Consider the following 17,340-nt stretch of genomic DNA (forward strand, 5'->3'; position numbering starts at 1 on the left):
GCAGGTACTGACGGCCCCGACATGTCAGCTACCGCGGCGGTTTGATCCCGCCGGCGCCGACATCGACCGTGATGCTGCCGGAAATCCTGACATCGGTATCGCCGATCTTGAACCGGCCGTTGCCGTTGGCGGGGAAGGCGTCATCGGGTTCGGGCTGCGGGGCCGGCTTGGCGATGCGATAATCGCCGGCCACACCGGGCAGGCTGCCTTTCTGGCTGTCGTTGGCAAAGGCGCCGCCGGCCAGCATGAGCGCACCGGCGAAAATAGTGACGGCAAGACGCCAAGGTTGGAATAAGCGGCTGTCGATCATCGGCCGGTTATAGCGCCGCCCCGCCGAGGTGGCCAGACCGGCGGTCATCAAATCGCCGGACGGCGGGGCCGTCGCAATTCATCGTGCTTGTGCCGGTCACGCCGCCTTTTTGCGGGTATCGTAGACATGATCGACGAGACCCCATGCCTTCGCTTCCTCGGCGGTCATGAAATAGTCCCGGTCGAGCGTGCGCTCGACCTCTTCATAGGTGCGGCCGCAATGGCGCGCATAGAGTTCGGTCATCTGCCGCTTGGTGCGCAGAATGCCTTCGGCGTGACGCTGGATGTCCGATGCCTGACCCTGGAAGCCGCCAAGCGGCTGGTGCAGGACGAGGCTGGCGTTGGGCAGCGCGATGCGCCGTCCCGGCGTGCCAGCCATCAGCAGGAACGAAGCCATCGAGGCGGCAAAGCCCATGCACACCGTCGACACCGGACAGCTGACATATTGCATCGTGTCGTAGATGGCGAAGCCGCTGGTCACCACGCCGCCAGGCGAGTTGATGTAAAGCGAGATCTCCTTGTCGGGATTATCCGATTCCAGCGACAGAAGCTGGGCGCAGACCAGCGCCGACATGCCGTCGTTGATCTCGCCGTTGATAAAGACGATGCGCTCGCGCAGCAGCCGCGAGAAAATGTCGAAGGCGCGCTCGCCGCGGCTCGACTGCTCGATCACCATCGGCACCAGATTGGCAAAACCGGTCATCGTCTCTCTCCGTTTTTCATGTGTCGGCCACTCAAGCGGCGCGCTGCAGAAGGCAAAATGAATTGGCGGCGGCCGTACGGCCGGAGGCGCTCGCAGCGAATGAAAGCCGGCAGCCGACACCTGCCATGGTCACCATGGGCCTGGCGGCGGATGTCGCCGCACGGGCAAAGCCTTCATGGATAATATGCAGATGCGTGCCGCCCGAAACGGTGCGGGCGAGCGTGAAGGTGACGATGCTGTCGAGCGGGTTCCGTTCCTCGTCGGGCCGCGGCTGTTCCCGCCAGGAATAGCGAAGCCTTTTTCCGGGCTCGGCATCGAGGATCTCGCATTCGATCGGCGCATCCGGCCCGGCAAAGGCGAAATTGCTGCCGATCTCAGGATTGATGTCGTTGGGCATCATCCAGGCCGCAAGCAATTCGGGCACGGTCAGCGCCCGCCATACCTTTTCCGGCGGCTCGGGAAGATCGCACTCGAACTCGATCGCGTCGGGGGCGGTCCGCGCATGGCTTTCGTCGGTCACTGGTGCGTGCGTCATTGGTCCATGTCCTTGAGAACCGCCTTCAGTCTTTCGATGCGCTCGGGCCAGAACGTCCGGTAGCGTTCGATCCAGCCGAGCAGCGGGTCGAGCCCTTGCGGATCGGCGCGGTAATAGGCGTTGCGGCCCGCCCGCCGCTCGACCACCAGGCCTGCGCTGCGCAGCACCGCCAGGTGCTGCGACACAGCTGGCTGCGATACCGTCATGCCGGTGCGCAGCTGCGACACCGTCATCTCGCTGGTGGCGAGGCGTTCATAGACGGCGCGTCGGGTGGGGTCGGCCAGCGCCCGGAAAATTTCCGCTTCGATCATGGCGAAAGCATAAGTCGATACTTATCGATTTGGCAAGCGATGTTTTACGGCCCATATGAAGGGAAGCTGGCGGCTCCGGCATTGCTGCCATTCCTTGACAATGAGCGGCGATGCGTATAGGAACGAAAAGAGAACAAAAACCTTGTGGGAAAAGGCAGCCACAGCAGGCAACGGGTGTGCGCAACCTGTAAGGTGCTGCGACAAAAATTTGTTTCGGACGAGCGCGGAGAAGTATCATGGCGGGTAGCGTCAACAAGGTCATTCTGGTCGGCAATCTCGGAGCGGACCCGGAGATCCGCCGCCTGAATTCTGGCGAGCCGGTCGTCAACATCCGCATCGCAACATCGGAAAGCTGGCGCGACAAGAATTCCGGCGAGCGCAAGGAAAAGACCGAGTGGCATAATGTCGTCATCTTCAATGAGGGCATCGCCAAGGTCGCCGAGCAGTATCTGAAGAAGGGCATGAAGGTTTATGTCGAGGGCCAGTTGCAGACACGCAAATGGCAAGACCAGACCGGTGCCGACAAATACACGACGGAAGTCGTGCTGCAGAGATTCCGCGGCGAGCTGCAGATGCTCGACGCGCGCGGCCAGGGCGAAGGCGGCCAGGTCGGCGGTTATTCCGGCGGCGGCAGCCGTGGTTCCGATTTCGGCCAGTCCGGCCCGAACGAAGGCTTCAATCGTGGCGGCGGTGCTCCCAAGGGCGGCGGCGGTTCGTCGCGCGAGCTGGACGACGAAATTCCGTTCTGAGCATCGACGCGGCGTGACGGGCATTTTAGGAGAGGGCACGATGTCGCTCGGACCGCTCCTATCGGCACGTTCTCCGATCCCATGGCATGCGTTCGCGGCCTTTGCCGCGCTGGCGATAGGCGGCGTGCAGCTGGCGCTGCCGAAAGGCACGCTGCGCCACCGCGCGATGGGCTATCTCTGGGCGGCGCTGATGCTGGCCGTCGCCATCTCGAGTTTCTGGATCCAGCAGATACGGCTCATTGGCCCTTTCAGCCCGATCCATCTCTTGTCGATCCTGGTGCTGGTCACGGTGCCGCTGGCGGTCTGGCATGCACGCAATCACCGCGTCGCCAAGCACCGCAAGGCGATGATTGCGCTGTATGTCTTTGCGTTGGTCGGCGCCGGCGTCTTCACGCTGTTGCCGGGCAGGGTCATGCACGATGTCGTCTTCGGCGTCGCGCAAGCCAGACCGTGATCCCGAGTGGAAGGAATATCAGTTGAAAGCACGCATCAAATGGGTCGAGGAACGCACCTTCGTCGGCGAGTCCGGCACAGGCCATAAGGTCGTACTGGGGACCGCGTTCGGCCCTGAAGTGAGAACGCCGGGGCCGAGCCCGATGGAACTGGTGCTGATCGGCACCGGCGGCTGCTCGGCCTATGATGTCGTCCATATCCTCGAAAAGGGGCGCGAGGCGATCGAGGACTGTGTGGTCGAGCTCGATTCCGACCGAGCCGAGACCGATCCCAAGGTGTTCACCCGCATTCATATGCATTTCATCGTCAAGGGCAGGGCGCTGTCGCCCGACAAGGTGAAGCGGGCGATCGATCTCTCGATCGAAAAATACTGTTCGGCTTCGGCCATGATGTCCAAGACCGCCGCCATTACCCACGATTTCGAAATTATCGACACGACGGCAAAATAAGCGGCCTATGAGGCCATCAGCGCCTTGATGCCGTCAGCCACGAACTGGACGGCAAGTGCCGCCAGGATAACGCCGAGCAGGCGGGTCAGGATCGAACGGCCGGTCTGGCCGAGGATGCGGTCTATGCGCTCCGACAGCACGAACACGAGATAGGTGATGGCGAGGCAGACGAAGATGATGCCGACCAGTGCCGCCTGGGCGCCAAAGCCCTGAAACGAGCCGGAGAGCAGCACAGTCGCCGAAATCGCGCCGGGGCCGGCGATCAGCGGGATCGCCAGCGGGAAGGCGGCGATGTTGTGGATCATGTCCTTGGTGATGGCGACGTCGCCGATCTTCTCCTTGCGGTCCTGCCGGCGCTCGAACACCATTTCGAAAGCGATGAAGAAGAGCAAAAAGCCGCCGGCGACCCGGAAGGCCGGCAGCGTGATGCCGAACACCGACAGGATCGACGCGCCGGCAACCGCGAACAGCGCCATCACAAGGAAGCCGATGACCGAAGCGCGGACCGAGACCTGCTGGCGCTCCTCGCGGTTCATGCCGCGCGTTATCGCCAGAAAGAGCGGCGCCAGCCCCGGCGGGTCGATGGTCACCAGAATGGTGACGAAGGCGTTGAACAGGCTGTCGAAACTCGGCATCTCTCACCCCTCCCGCCGGGCCGAGCCCGCATCCCGACATTGGTAGAGCAAAGCAGGGGCGGAGGAAACCGGCCGAGGGGAGACGGTTCGCGAACCCTGCGAAAGCCGGGCTGGGCCGAGGGAGACGCGAAGGAGAGCTAGGGAATGCTTGAATTTGCGTCGCGGGCTTGCTTGATCAGGTACGGTCAGAGCGCCGCGCCAGGAATTCCACTTCGAGCCGCCATGTCGCGCCATTGTCGTGCGAGCGCTCGCCGAGCCAGCGGAAGGAATTTTCCGTGATCCGTGAAAAGCTCCAACGTACGGAGGAACCGGTGCCGTCGGCGCCCACTTGGACAATCGTTTCGCCCTCGGCGCGGCCGAGTTGGCGGCTGTAGTATTGGTTTCGGGGATCGCTCCAAAAGATATGCCAGGCGTTTGCGCCGGGATCGTAGACGCGCAAGGTCGTGCCATAAAAGGTCCATTTGCCGAGAGAAGGCGAGGGGCCGGCATCGCGCGCGGGCAGGATCCAGACGTCCTGAATCGCGCGGCCTTCCAGCACCCAGCCGAAATGCACCTCGCCGCGTCCGGTCAGCACGGTGCCGTCCTCGAGATGACGGCTGGCATCGAAAGTCCAGGCGCCGACGAAGCGGCCGTAGAGATCCAAATTCTCGGCAAAGCCGGGGGCTGGCCCGTCGCTGTGCAGGGCTTCGGTAAAAGTGGGCTGGTTGGTCATGGCTGGTGCCTTCATGCTGTCAGGAGGCCGCAAGCGATAGGCCGGGGCAGGGTTCTGCGCTTGGGAAAAATTGCTATCTTTCAGGCTATGACGACGAGCCACAGGATCATTGCCTCGGGGCCAAGCTGGCAGGTGTCGGACGTGGTGTGCACGGCCGGCGCCGGCGACCGGCCGTTCGAGGAGGAGCACCGGACATTCTGCGTCGCCGCGGTGACCAGCGGCACCTTCCGCTATCGCGCCAGCCAGGGTACCGCGATGCTCGCGCCAGGCGCGGTGCTGCTCGGTAATCCCGGCACATGCTACGAATGCGGCCACGAGCACGGCGCCGGTGACCGCTGCCTCTCCTTCCATTTTGCTCCGGCCTATATGGAACGGATCGTGGAGGACGTACCGGGCGCCAGAATGCTGGCCTTCAAGACGCCGCGCTTGCCGCCCCTGCCGGCGCTGATGCCGCTGCTGGCCGAAGCGGAGGCCGCGCGCGATGTGGGCGAAACCGCTGCTTTCGAGGAACTCGGCTTGCGCATTGCCAGCGCAGCAGTCGCCGCAAGCTCAGGGCGCACCAAGATGGCGCGGACACCCAGCGGCCGCGACCAAAAACGGGTCGCGGAGGCGGTTCGGCGTATCGAGATCGATGCCGATCAGCCGCTTTCGCTGGCCGTGCTGGCCCGGGAGACGGCGACCAGTCCGTATCATTTCCTGCGCACATTCCGGCAGATTGCCGGAATGACCCCCTACCGGTTTCTGCTGAGGACCAGGCTGCACCGGGCAGCAGTGCGGCTCCACGCTTCGGACAAGGCGATCTCGACGATCGCCTTCGAGGCGGGCTTCAACGACCTGTCAACTTTCAATCGCCGCTTCCGGCGCGAAATGGGCGAGACGCCCGGCAGCTATCGCGCCCGCCGCGCGGGCCGCCGCTAACACGAGATGGCGGGCCTTTGCGTCGACGGCTCCGAAAAGCACATCGGCCATATCGTCGCAATCACCGGTATCCTTTTGAAATCACCGCCAAAATCGACACTGGAAAAGTGCCGTCGACATTGGAGTTTCGGCCCGGCTTCCTATATATACGGCAAGTGATTCCTGTTTAGATTGTGATCCGATTTGACCGACCAAAAAACACCGCGCGGCGCCGACGGCGGCCCCACCGGCATCGAGCCGATTTCGATCATCGAGGAGATGCAGCGATCCTATCTCGATTACGCCATGAGCGTGATCGTCAGCCGCGCGCTGCCCGACGTGCGCGACGGCCTGAAGCCGGTGCATCGCCGCATTCTCTTCGCCGCGCATGAGAGCGGCTATCACTGGAACCGCAAATATGTGAAGTCGGCGCGCCCGGTCGCCGACGTGATGGGTAAATACCATCCGCATGGCGACGCCTCTATCTATGACGCCCTGGTGCGCATGGCGCAGGACTGGTCGCTGCGCGTGCCGCTCATCGACGGGCAAGGCAATTTCGGCTCGATCGACGGCGATCCGCCGGCGGCCATGCGCTACACCGAGTCGCGGCTGACCAAGGTCGCGCATGAACTGCTGGAGGATATCGACAAGGATACGGTCGATTTCCAGGACACTTACGATGCTTCCGGCAGCGAGCCGAAGGTCCTGCCGGCGCGCTTTCCCAATCTGCTGGTCAATGGCTCGGGCGGCATCGCCGTCGGCATGGCCACCAACATCCCGCCGCACAATCTGGGCGAAGTCTGCAACGCCGCGATCGCGATCATCGACAATCCGGCCATCGACCTGCCGGCGCTGATGGAAATCATTCCGGGGCCGGATTTCCCGACCGGCGGCATCGTGCTCGGCCGCTCCGGCATCTACAGCGCCTATTCGACCGGCCGCGGCTCCATCGTCATGCGCGGTAAGGTCAACATCGAGGCCCGCGGCAATGACCGCGAATCGATCATCATCACCGAAGTTCCCTACCAGGTGAACAAGTCGTCGATGATCGAGAAGATGGCCGAACTGGTGCGCGACAAGCGCATCGAGGGCATTTCCGACATTCGCGACGAGAGCGACCGCCAGGGCTATAGAGTCGTCGTCGAGCTGAAGCGCGACGCCGTGGCCGACGTCATCCTCAACCAGCTCTATCGCTTCACGCCGCTGCAAACCTCTTTCGGCGCCAACATGGTGGCGCTCAATGGCGGCAAGCCCGAACTGCTGACGCTGACCGACATGCTGAGAGCATTCGTGTCCTTCCGCGAGGAGGTGGTCACCCGACGCACGAAGTTCCTGCTGCGCAAGGCGCGCGACCGGGCCCACGTGCTGGTCGGCCTCGCAATCGCAGTCGCCAACATCGATGAAGTGATAAAACTGATCCGCACCGCGCCGGACCCGCAGACCGCGCGCGAGCAGTTGATGGAGCGGCGCTGGCCGTCCGGCGACGTCGAATCGCTGATCCTCCTGATCGACGACCCGCGCCACCGCATCAACGAGGACGGCACCTACAATCTGTCCGAGGAACAGGCGCGCGCGATCCTGGAGTTGCGCCTGCAGCGCCTGACGGCACTCGGCCGCGACGAAATCGCCGACGAGTTGAACACGATTGGCGCCGAGATCGTCGATTATCTCGATATCCTGTCGTCCCGCGCCCGCGTCCAGCAGATCGTCAAGGACGAGCTCGCGGCCGTGCGCGACGAATTCGGCACGCCGCGCCGCACCGAACTGAGCGAAGGCGGCGCGGACATGGAAGACGAGGACCTGATCCAGCGCGAGGACATGGTCGTGACGGTGAGCCATTCCGGCTACATCAAGCGCGTGCCATTGTCGCTCTACCGGGCGCAACGCCGCGGCGGCAAGGGCCGCTCGGGCATGTCGACCAAGGAAGAGGATTTCGTCACCCGCCTGTTCGTGGCCAACACGCACACGCCGGTGCTGTTCTTCTCTTCGCGCGGCATCGTCTACAAGGAGAAGGTCTGGCGCCTGCCGATCGGCAATCCGCAGTCGCGCGGCAAGGCGCTGATCAACATGCTGCCGCTGGAGCAGGGCGAGCGCATCACCACAATCATGCCGTTGCCGGAAGATGAGACGAGCTGGGGCGAGCTCGACGTGATGTTCGCCACCACACGCGGCACGGTGCGCCGCAACAAGCTCTCCGACTTCGTCCAGGTCAACCGTAACGGCAAGATCGCCATGAAGCTGGAGGAGGAGGGCGACGAGATCCTCGGCGTCGAGACCTGCACCGACAATGACGACGTGCTTCTGACCGCCAGCTCCGGCCAATGCATCCGCTTTTCCGTCGGCGACGTGCGCGTCTTCCAGAGCCGCAACTCGGTCGGTGTGCGCGGCATCGCCATGGCCGAAACGGACCGCGTCATTTCGATGGCCGTCATCGAGCATGTCGATGCGCCGCCGGCCGAACGCGCCGCCTATCTGAAGCGCGTGGTGGCCGAACGGCGCCTGGCCGCCGGCATCCCGGCAGGCGAGGAGGAAGAGATCGCGTTGACCAACGAAGAGGTCGGCGAGGAGGCGGAGCTGTCGGACGAGCGCTATGAGTTCCTCAAGGCGCATGAGCAGTTCGTGCTGACGGTGACGGAATACGGCTACGGCAAGCGCTCATCGTCCTATGATTTCCGTCTGACCGGACGCGGCGGCAAGGGCATTCGGGCCACCGACGTGTCGAAGACGGCCGAGATCGGCAGGCTGGTGGCAACCTTCCCGGTCGGCAATGACGACCAGATCATGCTGGTGTCCGACGGCGGTACCGTTATCCGGGTGCCGGTCAATGGCATCCGCTTCGCCAGCCGCGCCACCAAGGGCGTGACCATTTTCAACACGGCGGAAGGCGAGAAGGTGGTTTCGGTCGAGCGGATTTCCGAGCCGCAATCGGACGAGGAAGAAATCGTCGAGGTTGGTGCCGAGATCGATCCGGCGGCCGATGCCGGCCCGGATGATGCGCAATAAGTCTGGCTTGGACAGACATGGCAACGCCGGCCAATCGGCCGGCGCGTCGCAACAAATTCAGGCTAGTTCAATAGTGACGGTGAGGCTTGCGGGGGCCGAACCCTTCGAAGCGTTTGGCGTTGGTCTTGATGCGGACGCGCTGGGCCTCCTGATGCAGCCCGAATACAGTGGCGATCAGCATGGCGACGGTCATTGCAGTGGCGAGCATGTAGATCAGCATGTGCGTGTTCTCCTGCGCTCTACAACGCTTACATGGGACTTTGGTTTCATCTTCTTAAAGGGGCAAGGTAGTGAACGCTGCGTGAAGCGTTCGTGATCGGCGCATTCATCTGTCGTTCATCCCTGCAAAAAGGTTCAAGGGGATCGCATCAATGAGATTTGCCTTCCGTCCGCGCGCCCGTTAGAAGCACCGGCATGACCGAGCGCATCGCCCTTTATGCCGGCTCCTTCGACCCGTTGACCAACGGTCATCTCGACGTGCTGAAGGCGTCGCTGGCCGTGGCGGACATCGTCTATGCGGCGATCGGTATCCATCCCGGCAAGAAGCCGCTGTTTTCCTTCGAGGAACGGGTCGAACTCATCGAGGCCGCGACCAAGGCCGAATTCGGCCGCGACGGCACACGCATCAAGGTGGTCGCCTTCGACGGGCTGGTCATCGATGCGGCCAGGAAACAGGGGGCCTCAATCATGATCCGCGGCCTGCGCGACGGCACTGATCTCGACTACGAGATGCAGATGGCCGGCATGAATGAAACCATGGCGCCCGAGCTGCAGACGGTTTTTCTGCCCGCCAGCCCCTCGGTCAGAACCATTACCGCCACACTTGTGCGCCAGATTGCCTCGATGGGCGGCGACATCCGCCCCTTCGTGCCGGCCGCGGTCGCCGGTGCGCTCACCGCTAAATTCGCAAAATAGGTTTCTCGGAGAAGACCATGCAGCTGAAAAAGCTCGCCTCGTTCCTCGTCGTGCTTGCCGGTCTCGTGACCGCATCGGTCTCAGCCTATGCCGCCGACCCGGAAAACACCATGATCATAACGTTGAAGGACGGCGATGTAACCATTGCGCTGCGTCCCGATCTCGCGCCCAAGCATGTCGCGCAGATCAAGAAGCTGGTGCGTGAGCATGCCTATGACAACGTCGCCTTCCACCGCGTCATCGACGGCTTCATGGCGCAGACAGGCGACGTCAAATTCGGCAACATGAACAAGGGCTTCAACGCCCAGGCTGTCGGTACCGGCGGCTCCGACCTGCCGGACCTGCCGGCGGAATTCTCGCAGACCGAGCACTACAAGCGCGGCGTGGTCGGCATGGCACGCTCGCAGGATCCGAACTCGGCAAACTCGCAGTTCTTTATCATGTTCGCGCCGGCGCCGCCGCTCGACGGCCAGTACACCATCGTGGGCAATGTCGTCAGCGGCATGGAACTCGTGGACCACATCAAGAAGGGCGACGAGGCCGACAACGGCACGGTCACCGATCCCGACCGGATGATCAAGGTGCGCATCGCCGCCGACAAATAGTTCTGTTTTTTGAAAAGGATATCAGACATGGCCGACATCAAGGATCGCGAAAACGCGCTCATCATGGAAACGACCAAGGGCAAGGTCGTCATCGAAATGCTTCCCGACCTGGCGCCCGGCCATGTCGCCCGCATCAAGGAACTGGCCCGCGAAGGCGCTTATGACGGCGTGGTCTTCCACCGCGTCATCGAGGGCTTCATGGCGCAGACCGGCGACGTCAAGTTCGGCAATTCGAGCAAGCCCTCTTTCGCGCCTTCCCGCGCTGGCATGGGCGGTTCCGACAAGCCGGATCTCAAGGCCGAATTCTCCAATGCCAACCACAGCCGCGGCACCTGCTCGATGGCGCGCTCGCAGAATCCGAACTCCGCCAATTCGCAGTTCTTCATCTGCTTCGACGATGCAGCCTTCCTCAATCGCCAGTACACGGTCTGGGGCCAGGTCATCGAAGGCATGGACAATGTCGACAAGATCAAGCGCGGCGAGCCGGTGCAGGATCCCGATAAGATCGTGTCGCTGAAGGTCGCGGCCGACGTCAAGTAAGGCGACAGGACAATGATGGGCGTCGTCTGGTCGCTTCTCGGCATCCTGTCCGGCGCCTTCATTGCCATTCAGGCGCCGATCAATTCGCAGTTGGCGCGCGGCCTGGGGCTCCCGGTCGCGGCGGCTGCGTTTTCGTTCCTGTCGGGCGCCATCGTGCTCGGCATCATTGCCGTCGCGGTGGTGAGGCTGCAAGGCATCTCGCTCGACTGGAAGGCGCCCGCGCCCTGGCTGTTCATCGCCGGCGGCATGCTGGGCGGCTTCTACGTCACACTGTCCACCATCCTGACGCCACGCATCGGCGCCGCCGCGCTGATGGCGTTCCTGGTGGCGGGCCAGTTGCTGGCGGGCATGCTGATCGACCGCGTCGGGTTCCTCGGCGTCGCGGTTCGTGAAATCTCGCTCGGCCGCGTGGCCGGCGCGGTGCTGCTTCTGGCCGGGGCGCTGCTTATCAGGCTCTTCTGATGCGTGTCGATCTGTTCGATTTCGACCTGCCGGAAGAGCGTATCGCGCTTCGCCCGGCAGAGCCGCGCGACAGCGCAAAGATGCTGGTGGTCAGGCCCGGCGAGGGGGTTTCGAACCGGGCGGTCAGCGACCTGCCTTCCCTGCTCCAGGCTGGTGACGTGCTGGTCTTCAACGATACCAAGGTCATCCCGGCGCAACTCAAAGGTATCAGGCGGCGCGGCGAGGCGGCGGCGCAGGTCGAAGCCACATTGCACATGCGGATGGCGCCGGACCGTTGGCTGGCCTTCATGCGGCCGGGCAAGCGCGTTGCCGTCGGCGACCGCATCCATTTCGGCCATGACGGCAATTCCTGCTTCCTCGGCCAGCTTGACGCCACGGTGATCGAAAAGGGCGAGGCGGGCGAGGCGCTGCTCGGCTTCGACCTGTCGGGCCCTTTCCTCGACGAGGCGCTTCATGCGGTCGGCCACATTCCACTGCCGCCCTATATCGCCTCGAAGCGCGACGACGACGAGCGCGACCGGGCCGACTACCAGACCATCTATGCCCGGGAGGAAGGCGCCGTCGCAGCACCCACGGCGGGCCTGCATTTCACGCCGGAGCTGTTTGCCGCGCTCGACGCCAAGGGCATCGAGCGCCGCTTCGTCACCTTGCATGTCGGCGCCGGCACGTTCCTGCCGGTGAAGGCGGACGACACCGCCGACCACAAGATGCATGCGGAGATGGGCTCGGTCAGCGAGGCAACTGCCGACGCGTTGAATGCGGCAAAGGCGAGGGGCGGGCGCGTCATTGCCGTCGGTACGACCTCGCTGCGCCTGCTGGAAAGTGCCGCGCGAGAGGATGGCGTGCTGGCTGCATGGTCCGGCCCGACCGACATCTTTATCACGCCCGGCTACCGTTTTCGCACCGCCGACATGCTGATGACCAATTTCCATCTGCCGCGTTCGACATTGTTCATGCTGGTTTCGGCCTTCAGCGGCCTCGAGACGATGCGCGCCGCCTATGCGCACGCCATTGAGCACCACTACAGATTTTACTCCTACGGAGATGCAAGCCTGCTGTATCGAGCGGAGATGAGCGATGGACGATGACCTCGACAGGCTGGACCGGGACAGTTTGATCGCCGAAGTCAAAAAATTGCGCGCCGGCATTCGCCAGCATCGCGATGCATCGGGGCACGATCTTTGCTGGCATCATCCCGATTTGTGGGACCTGCTGCCCGAGAAGATCGATCCGGCAATCGCCGTGCCGCCCTGGCCAAGATTCATGCGCGGCTGCATCCACTATCGCCAGTCGCTGGACGAACAGGCTCCGGGCGCACCGGCATACGACAAGGAATTCAATGGCTGAGACGTTCACCTTCAAGGTGCTGGCGACCGAAGGTAAGGCGCGGCGCGGTTTGATCAGCATGCCGCGCGGCGAAATCCGCACGCCCGCCTTCATGCCGGTCGGCACCGGCGGCACGGTCAAGACGATGTACATGGATCAGGTGCGCGGCGTCGGCGCCGATATCATCCTGGGCAATACCTACCATCTGATGCTGCGGCCCGGCGCCGAACGCGTGGCGAAGCTTGGCGGCCTGCACGAATTCGCCCGCTGGCCGCATCCGATCCTGACCGACAGCGGTGGCTTCCAGGTGATGTCGCTGTCGAAGCTTCGGAAATTGACCGAGAAGGGCGTCACCTTCCGCTCCCATATCGATGGCGCTGCATACGAAATGTCGCCGGAACGTTCGATCGAGATCCAGGGCCTGCTCGATTCAGACATCCAGATGCAGCTCGACGAATGCACGGCGCTGCCGGCCGCGCTCAAGGAGATCGAGCGCGCCATGGAATTGTCGCTGCGCTGGGCGGAGCGCTGCAAGACGGCGTTCGGCGACCAGCCCGGCAAGGCGATGTTCGGCATCGTGCAAGGCGGCGACAATGCGGATTTGCGCGTGCGTTCTGCGCAAGCGCTGAGCGCGATGGATCTGAAAGGCTATGCGGTCGGCGGCCTTGCCGTCGGTGAACCGCAGGCGGTCATGCTCGACATGCTCGACATCACCTGCCCGGAACTGCCTGATGACAAACCCCGCTATCTCATGGGGGTCGGCACGCCGGACGACATCTTGAAATCGGTGGCGCGCGGCATCGACATGTTCGACTGCGTGATGCCGACGCGGGCCGGCCGGCATGGGCTTGCCTATACAAGGCGCGGCAAGGTCAATCTGCGCAACGCCCGCCATGCCGACGATCCGCGCCCCCTCGATGAGGAAAGCGACTGCCCGGCGGCACGCGATTATTCCCGCGCCTATCTGCACCATCTCGTGCGCTCGCAAGAGGCACTCGGTGCGATGCTTCTGACCTGGAACAATCTGTCCTATTATCAGAAGCTGATGCAGGACATACGCGCCGCGATAGAGACCGGCACTTTCGAGGCACGCGCTGCCGAAATTACCGAGGGCTGGGCGAAGGGCGATATCCCGGCGCTGTGACGGTTCAGGTGCTCAGCGAGTTCGACGCGCGCAGGCTGCAGCCGGTGATTTGGAACGTGCCGTCGGGCTGTCGCTCCAACGTGTAGACAGCTTCATAGTCCTTGCCGTCAGGGCCGACGATCAGCACCTGCTGGATGATCGAGGTCGGACCCGTCTCCTCGACCTTGCCGAACGAGTAGCTCCGTGGGTTGCGCACCGGCGCGTAGCCGTTGGTCACCATGTTCATGAAGGTGTCGACGGTCGGGAAGATCCGCTTCACGTTCGGTGCGGCGAAGCTGTAGGCCGTGACGCCGTCATCGGCCAGGAACGCTCTCAGCTGGCCGTCAATGGCCGCTTGCGCCGCCTTGATCTCGGCCTCGCCGGCAAACGCCGACAAGGGCAGGAGGAGAGGAAGGAATGCGAATGCGAAAAGCGTGCGGCGCATAGCCTGTTTCCCTTGTCTTTCGAGAACTTGCCTTTCGAAAAATCCTGCCCGTGCAGGCATCCTAACATACGTTTGGTGGCGCTTCAGGGTTTCACCGGCGGCGAATATTCAGTGTTGTCGCGCGACGAAGTCCAGGCAGCCTTGGCGGAATTGCGGGAGGCGTGGCCAACGCTCGAACCGGCTAAGTACCGTTCCAGCGCTTGAAAGCCCGCCTCCAGTCTGCCAGAAGGGCCGCTTGGATTGGACGTTTAGCAGGGCGGAGCCATGAAGGCGTTTTTCGTGCAGATCAAATGCGAACTGGGCAAGTCGTATGAGGTTGCCAGCGCGCTCGCCGACGCCGAGATCGCCTCGGAAATCTACTCCACTGCCGGCAATTACGATCTGCTCGCCAAGTTCTATGTCGACGACGAGGAGGATGTCGGCCACTTCGTCAACGAGAAGGTGCAGATTCTTCCCGGCATCAAGGACACGTTCACCGTCGTCACTTTTCGCGCCTTCTAGCGTCGGAACCCATTGCCCGGGCATGAGGCAAAGCCTGACCAAGCTCATATTTCAGCTGCCTCAATTTTAGGCAGGGGCGACATACTGATCGTCCGCATCCCTCAAATCACCGATTACGCTTGATTTTCTCCAGCGGCGCCAGTGAAATGGCGTCACAGGGGAGTATGCGATTGGCAGCGTTCGATGAAATGCTTCCGGAGGTCTCCGGACTTAGAAGACCGTATTCGGCTTACGATCGCTGGCTGAAAGAGCAGGACCCGGCCAGGCTTACCGAGAAAATGCAGGACGCCGAACGCGTCTTCCGCAAAACCGGCATCACCTTCGCCGTCTATGGCGAGCAGGAAGCCTCCGAGCGGCTTATCCCCTTCGACATCGTTCCGCGCATCATTTCTGGCAATGAGTGGCGCCGCCTCACGCAAGGCATCGAGCAGCGCGTGCAGGCACTGAACGCCTTTCTCGACGACATCTATCACCGCCAGGAAATCCTGCGGGCCGGACGCGTTCCCCGCGACCTGATCGCCAGGAACGAAGCCTTCCTGCCCGAGATGATCGGGGTCAGGCCACCAGCCGGCGTCTACACCCACATCATCGGCGTCGACATCGTGCGCATCAGCGAAAACGAGTTCTACGTGCTGGAGGACAATGCGCGCACCCCATCGGGCGTTTCCTACATGCTGGAAAACCGCGAGACGATGATGCAGCTCTTCCCCGAGTTGTTCCAACAAATCAAGGTGCGGCCGGTGGAGAACTATCCGCAGCTTTTGCGCCAGTCGCTGGCGGCGGTGCGGCCGCAGAACGCCAAGTGCACGCCGACCATCGCCGTGCTGACGCCCGGCAGCTACAACTCCGCCTATTTCGAACATGCCTTCCTGGCCGATCAGATGGGGGTGCAACTGGTCGAGGGGCAGGATTTGCGCGTGGTGGACGGTCATGTCGCGATGCGCACGACCGAAGGCTACAAGCAGATCGACGTGCTCTATCGCCGGGTGGACGATGCCTTCCTCGATCCGCTGACTTTCCGGCCGGACTCCGCGCTCGGCGTGCCTGGCATCATGGATGTCTACCGGGCCGGCAACATTACGATCGCCAATGCGCCGGGAACCGGTATCGCCGACGACAAGGCGATCTATTCCTACATGCCCGAGATCGTCGAATTCTACACCGGCCGCAAGGCGATCCTCGGCAATATTCCGACCTGGCGCTGTTCGGAGCCGGACAGCCTGAAATATGTACTCGAACACATCGATGAGCTGGTGATCAAGGAAGTGCACGGTTCAGGCGGCTATGGCATGCTGGTCGGACCGGCGGCGACCAAGAACGAATGCCAGGATTTCGCCAAGAAGCTGCAGGCCAAGCCGTCCAATTACATCGCCCAGCCGACGTTGGCGCTCTCGACCTGTCCGATCCTGACCGAAAAGGGCCTGTCGCCGCGCCATGTCGATCTGAGACCCTATGTGCTGGTCTCCGACCGCATCCAGATCGTGCCGGGCGGGCTCACGCGCGTCGCGCTCAAGGAGGGCTCTCTGGTGGTCAATTCCTCGCAAGGCGGCGGCACGAAGGATACCTGGGTGCTGGATGATTGAGATGAGTAGTCAGTAGGCAGTAGGCAGTAGGCAGTAGTTGGTATCAGAGGGGACAGAACAATGCCGTATCCAATCGAAACTCGAACATTCCCTACTCGCTACTCACTATTCCCTACTCACTAGCCCGAAGGGCCACTCCATGCTTCTCGGCCGTACCGCCAACGGGCTCTACTGGATGAACCGCTATATCGAGCGTGCGGAAAACATGGCGCGCCTGGTCGATGCGGGCCTGCGCATGGCGCTGACGCGCACGCAGAGCGCGTCGGAAGAGTGGAATTCGGTGCTGCTCAGCGCCGGCTCCGACGTCGCCTACACGCAGAAGTATCAGGACTATACGGCGGCCGATGTAGCCGACTTCCTGTTGCGCGACACGTCGAACCCGTCGAGCACGATGTCGTCGATCGAGACGGCACGCCACAATGCCCGCATGGTGCGCACCGCGCTGACGCGGGAGACCTGGGAAAGCATTAACGAGGCCTGGATGGCGCTGAAGCGCATGCTGGCAAGGCCGATCGACGAGCGTGACCTGCCAAACGTGCTCGATGCGATTAAGCGCGAAACGGCGCTGATCCGCGGCTCGTTCTACGGCACCATGCTGCGCAATGAGATCTTCGATTTCTCGCAGCTCGGCACCTATGTCGAGCGCGCCGACAATACGGCGCGCATCCTCGACGTGAAGTACTACGTGCTCTTGCCGTCGATCTCCTGGGTCGGCTCGACGCTCGACAATTACCAGTGGGAATCGATCCTGCGCTCGGTATCGGCGCACCGCTCCTACCGCTGGGTCTACGACGCCGACTACAAGCCGACCAACATCGCCGACTATCTGATCCTCAATGTGCGCATGCCGCGATCGCTGACCTTCTGCTATCGCTTCCTGGCCGAGCACCTGAAGTTCCTCGGCGACGACTATGGCGGGCGCCATCCCTGCCATGCGACGGCGGAAAAGACCCAGGCCATGCTGCAGGCAGGCTCGATCAAGGATATTTTCGACGCCGGCCTGCATGAATTCCTTGCCGGCTTCATTCGCGACAACACCAGGCTCGGCGACGAGATCGCGCAGGATTACAGGTTCTATTGAGGA

General features: G+C 62.7%; 23 protein-coding genes. 15 read left to right on the forward strand and 8 right to left on the reverse strand.

The window, feature by feature from the left end; genetic code table 11:
* Positions 1–28: 28 nt before the first annotated feature.
* The 4 genes from FJ443_RS12830 to FJ443_RS12845 form a co-directional block, all read right to left on the reverse strand.
* A complete protein-coding gene (locus tag FJ443_RS12830) occupies positions 29–310 on the reverse strand; it encodes a hypothetical protein (protein ID WP_140560963.1) in 282 nt (93 codons plus the stop codon).
* Between the two features lie 96 nt (positions 311–406).
* Entirely contained in the window at positions 407–1,012 is a 606-nt protein-coding gene (locus FJ443_RS12835) for an ATP-dependent Clp protease proteolytic subunit (RefSeq protein WP_140498846.1), read from the reverse strand.
* A 31-nt stretch (positions 1,013–1,043) separates the two neighbouring features.
* Positions 1,044–1,547 carry an SRPBCC domain-containing protein gene (locus FJ443_RS12840; protein WP_140664323.1) on the reverse strand — a complete coding sequence of 168 codons (504 nt, stop codon included), beginning with the start codon at positions 1,545–1,547 and terminating at the stop codon, positions 1,044–1,046.
* Positions 1,544–1,858, reverse strand: a complete 315-nt coding sequence (locus FJ443_RS12845) for a metalloregulator ArsR/SmtB family transcription factor (protein WP_140664325.1) — start codon at positions 1,856–1,858, stop codon at positions 1,544–1,546. The genes FJ443_RS12840 and FJ443_RS12845 overlap by 4 nt, the downstream gene beginning before the upstream one ends.
* Positions 1,859–2,094: 236 nt before the next feature.
* On the opposite strand from FJ443_RS12845, the gene FJ443_RS12850 reads away from it, so the two are divergent.
* From FJ443_RS12850 to FJ443_RS12860, 3 genes are read left to right on the forward strand one after another with little or no spacing between them, the layout of a single operon-like run.
* Entirely contained in the window at positions 2,095–2,607 is a 513-nt protein-coding gene (locus tag FJ443_RS12850) for a single-stranded DNA-binding protein (protein ID WP_140498840.1), read from the forward strand.
* A gap of 40 nt (positions 2,608–2,647) precedes the next feature.
* Complete coding sequence (locus FJ443_RS12855) at positions 2,648–3,061, forward strand: DUF2306 domain-containing protein (protein WP_140664327.1); 414 nt, start codon at positions 2,648–2,650, stop codon at positions 3,059–3,061.
* A gap of 22 nt (positions 3,062–3,083) precedes the next feature.
* Positions 3,084–3,509, forward strand: a complete 426-nt coding sequence (locus FJ443_RS12860; RefSeq protein ID WP_140664330.1) for an OsmC family protein — start codon at positions 3,084–3,086, stop codon at positions 3,507–3,509.
* Between the two features lie 5 nt (positions 3,510–3,514).
* On the opposite strand, the gene FJ443_RS12865 is transcribed toward FJ443_RS12860, so the two are convergent.
* Together FJ443_RS12865 and FJ443_RS12870 are read right to left on the reverse strand one after the other, a co-directional pair.
* Positions 3,515–4,144 (reverse strand): MarC family protein, encoded by a 630-nt coding sequence (locus FJ443_RS12865; protein ID WP_140498833.1) that lies wholly within the window; start codon positions 4,142–4,144, stop codon positions 3,515–3,517.
* A gap of 175 nt (positions 4,145–4,319) precedes the next feature.
* Positions 4,320–4,856, reverse strand: coding sequence for a hypothetical protein (locus FJ443_RS12870; RefSeq protein WP_140515310.1), 537 nt, complete (start codon positions 4,854–4,856; stop codon positions 4,320–4,322).
* Between the two features lie 87 nt (positions 4,857–4,943).
* On the opposite strand from FJ443_RS12870, the gene FJ443_RS12875 reads away from it, so the two are divergent.
* Positions 4,944–5,774, forward strand: coding sequence for an AraC family transcriptional regulator (locus FJ443_RS12875; RefSeq protein WP_140664507.1), 831 nt, complete (start codon positions 4,944–4,946; stop codon positions 5,772–5,774).
* 183 nt (positions 5,775–5,957) lie between these two features.
* Positions 5,958–8,756 carry a DNA gyrase subunit A gene (gyrA, locus tag FJ443_RS12880; protein WP_140498829.1) on the forward strand — a complete coding sequence of 933 codons (2,799 nt, stop codon included), beginning with the start codon at positions 5,958–5,960 and terminating at the stop codon, positions 8,754–8,756.
* 67 nt (positions 8,757–8,823) lie between these two features.
* Here gyrA and FJ443_RS12885 read toward each other — a convergent pair whose 3' ends face one another.
* On the reverse strand, positions 8,824–8,976 hold the full coding sequence (locus FJ443_RS12885) for a hypothetical protein (RefSeq protein WP_140498827.1): 153 nt from the start codon (positions 8,974–8,976) through the stop codon (positions 8,824–8,826).
* 194 nt (positions 8,977–9,170) lie between these two features.
* On the opposite strand from FJ443_RS12885, the gene coaD reads away from it, so the two are divergent.
* From coaD to tgt, 7 genes are all read left to right on the forward strand, one after another.
* Positions 9,171–9,671: a pantetheine-phosphate adenylyltransferase gene (gene coaD, locus FJ443_RS12890; protein ID WP_140498825.1), complete on the forward strand. Its 501-nt coding sequence runs from the start codon at positions 9,171–9,173 to the stop codon at positions 9,669–9,671.
* A gap of 110 nt (positions 9,672–9,781) precedes the next feature.
* Positions 9,782–10,276 carry a peptidylprolyl isomerase gene (locus FJ443_RS12895; RefSeq protein ID WP_224518951.1) on the forward strand — a complete coding sequence of 165 codons (495 nt, stop codon included), beginning with the start codon at positions 9,782–9,784 and terminating at the stop codon, positions 10,274–10,276.
* A gap of 27 nt (positions 10,277–10,303) precedes the next feature.
* The gene (locus FJ443_RS12900; RefSeq protein WP_140498821.1) at positions 10,304–10,816 is read left to right on the forward strand and encodes a peptidylprolyl isomerase; all 513 of its coding nucleotides are present in this window, start codon (positions 10,304–10,306) and stop codon (positions 10,814–10,816) included.
* Positions 10,817–10,828: 12 nt separating this feature from the next.
* Positions 10,829–11,278, forward strand: coding sequence for a DMT family transporter (locus tag FJ443_RS12905; RefSeq protein WP_140515312.1), 450 nt, complete (start codon positions 10,829–10,831; stop codon positions 11,276–11,278).
* Positions 11,278–12,366, forward strand: a complete 1,089-nt coding sequence (gene queA / locus FJ443_RS12910; protein WP_140515313.1) for a tRNA preQ1(34) S-adenosylmethionine ribosyltransferase-isomerase QueA — start codon at positions 11,278–11,280, stop codon at positions 12,364–12,366. Before FJ443_RS12905 ends, queA begins: the two co-directional genes overlap by 1 nt.
* On the forward strand, positions 12,356–12,625 hold the full coding sequence (locus FJ443_RS12915) for a hypothetical protein (protein WP_140515314.1): 270 nt from the start codon (positions 12,356–12,358) through the stop codon (positions 12,623–12,625). Before queA ends, FJ443_RS12915 begins: the two co-directional genes overlap by 11 nt.
* A complete protein-coding gene (tgt, locus tag FJ443_RS12920; protein ID WP_140664333.1) occupies positions 12,618–13,748 on the forward strand; it encodes a tRNA guanosine(34) transglycosylase Tgt in 1,131 nt (376 codons plus the stop codon). Before FJ443_RS12915 ends, tgt begins: the two co-directional genes overlap by 8 nt.
* Before the next feature lie 4 nt (positions 13,749–13,752).
* On the opposite strand, the gene FJ443_RS12925 is transcribed toward tgt, so the two are convergent.
* Positions 13,753–14,172 (reverse strand): DUF4864 domain-containing protein, encoded by a 420-nt coding sequence (locus FJ443_RS12925; RefSeq protein WP_140498811.1) that lies wholly within the window; start codon positions 14,170–14,172, stop codon positions 13,753–13,755.
* Between the two features lie 264 nt (positions 14,173–14,436).
* Between FJ443_RS12925 and FJ443_RS12930 the strand changes: the two genes are divergently transcribed.
* From FJ443_RS12930 to FJ443_RS12940, 3 genes are all read left to right on the forward strand, one after another.
* Entirely contained in the window at positions 14,437–14,673 is a 237-nt protein-coding gene (locus FJ443_RS12930) for an Lrp/AsnC family transcriptional regulator (protein ID WP_010909609.1), read from the forward strand.
* A 170-nt stretch (positions 14,674–14,843) separates the two neighbouring features.
* Complete coding sequence (locus FJ443_RS12935; protein ID WP_181175099.1) at positions 14,844–16,256, forward strand: circularly permuted type 2 ATP-grasp protein; 1,413 nt, start codon at positions 14,844–14,846, stop codon at positions 16,254–16,256.
* A gap of 139 nt (positions 16,257–16,395) precedes the next feature.
* On the forward strand, positions 16,396–17,337 hold the full coding sequence (locus tag FJ443_RS12940) for an alpha-E domain-containing protein (RefSeq protein WP_140525347.1): 942 nt from the start codon (positions 16,396–16,398) through the stop codon (positions 17,335–17,337).
* Positions 17,338–17,340: the final 3 nt, after the last annotated feature.

It is taken from the genome of Mesorhizobium sp. B2-6-1 (assembly GCF_006440475.1).
GTDB lineage: Bacteria > Pseudomonadota > Alphaproteobacteria > Rhizobiales > Rhizobiaceae > Mesorhizobium.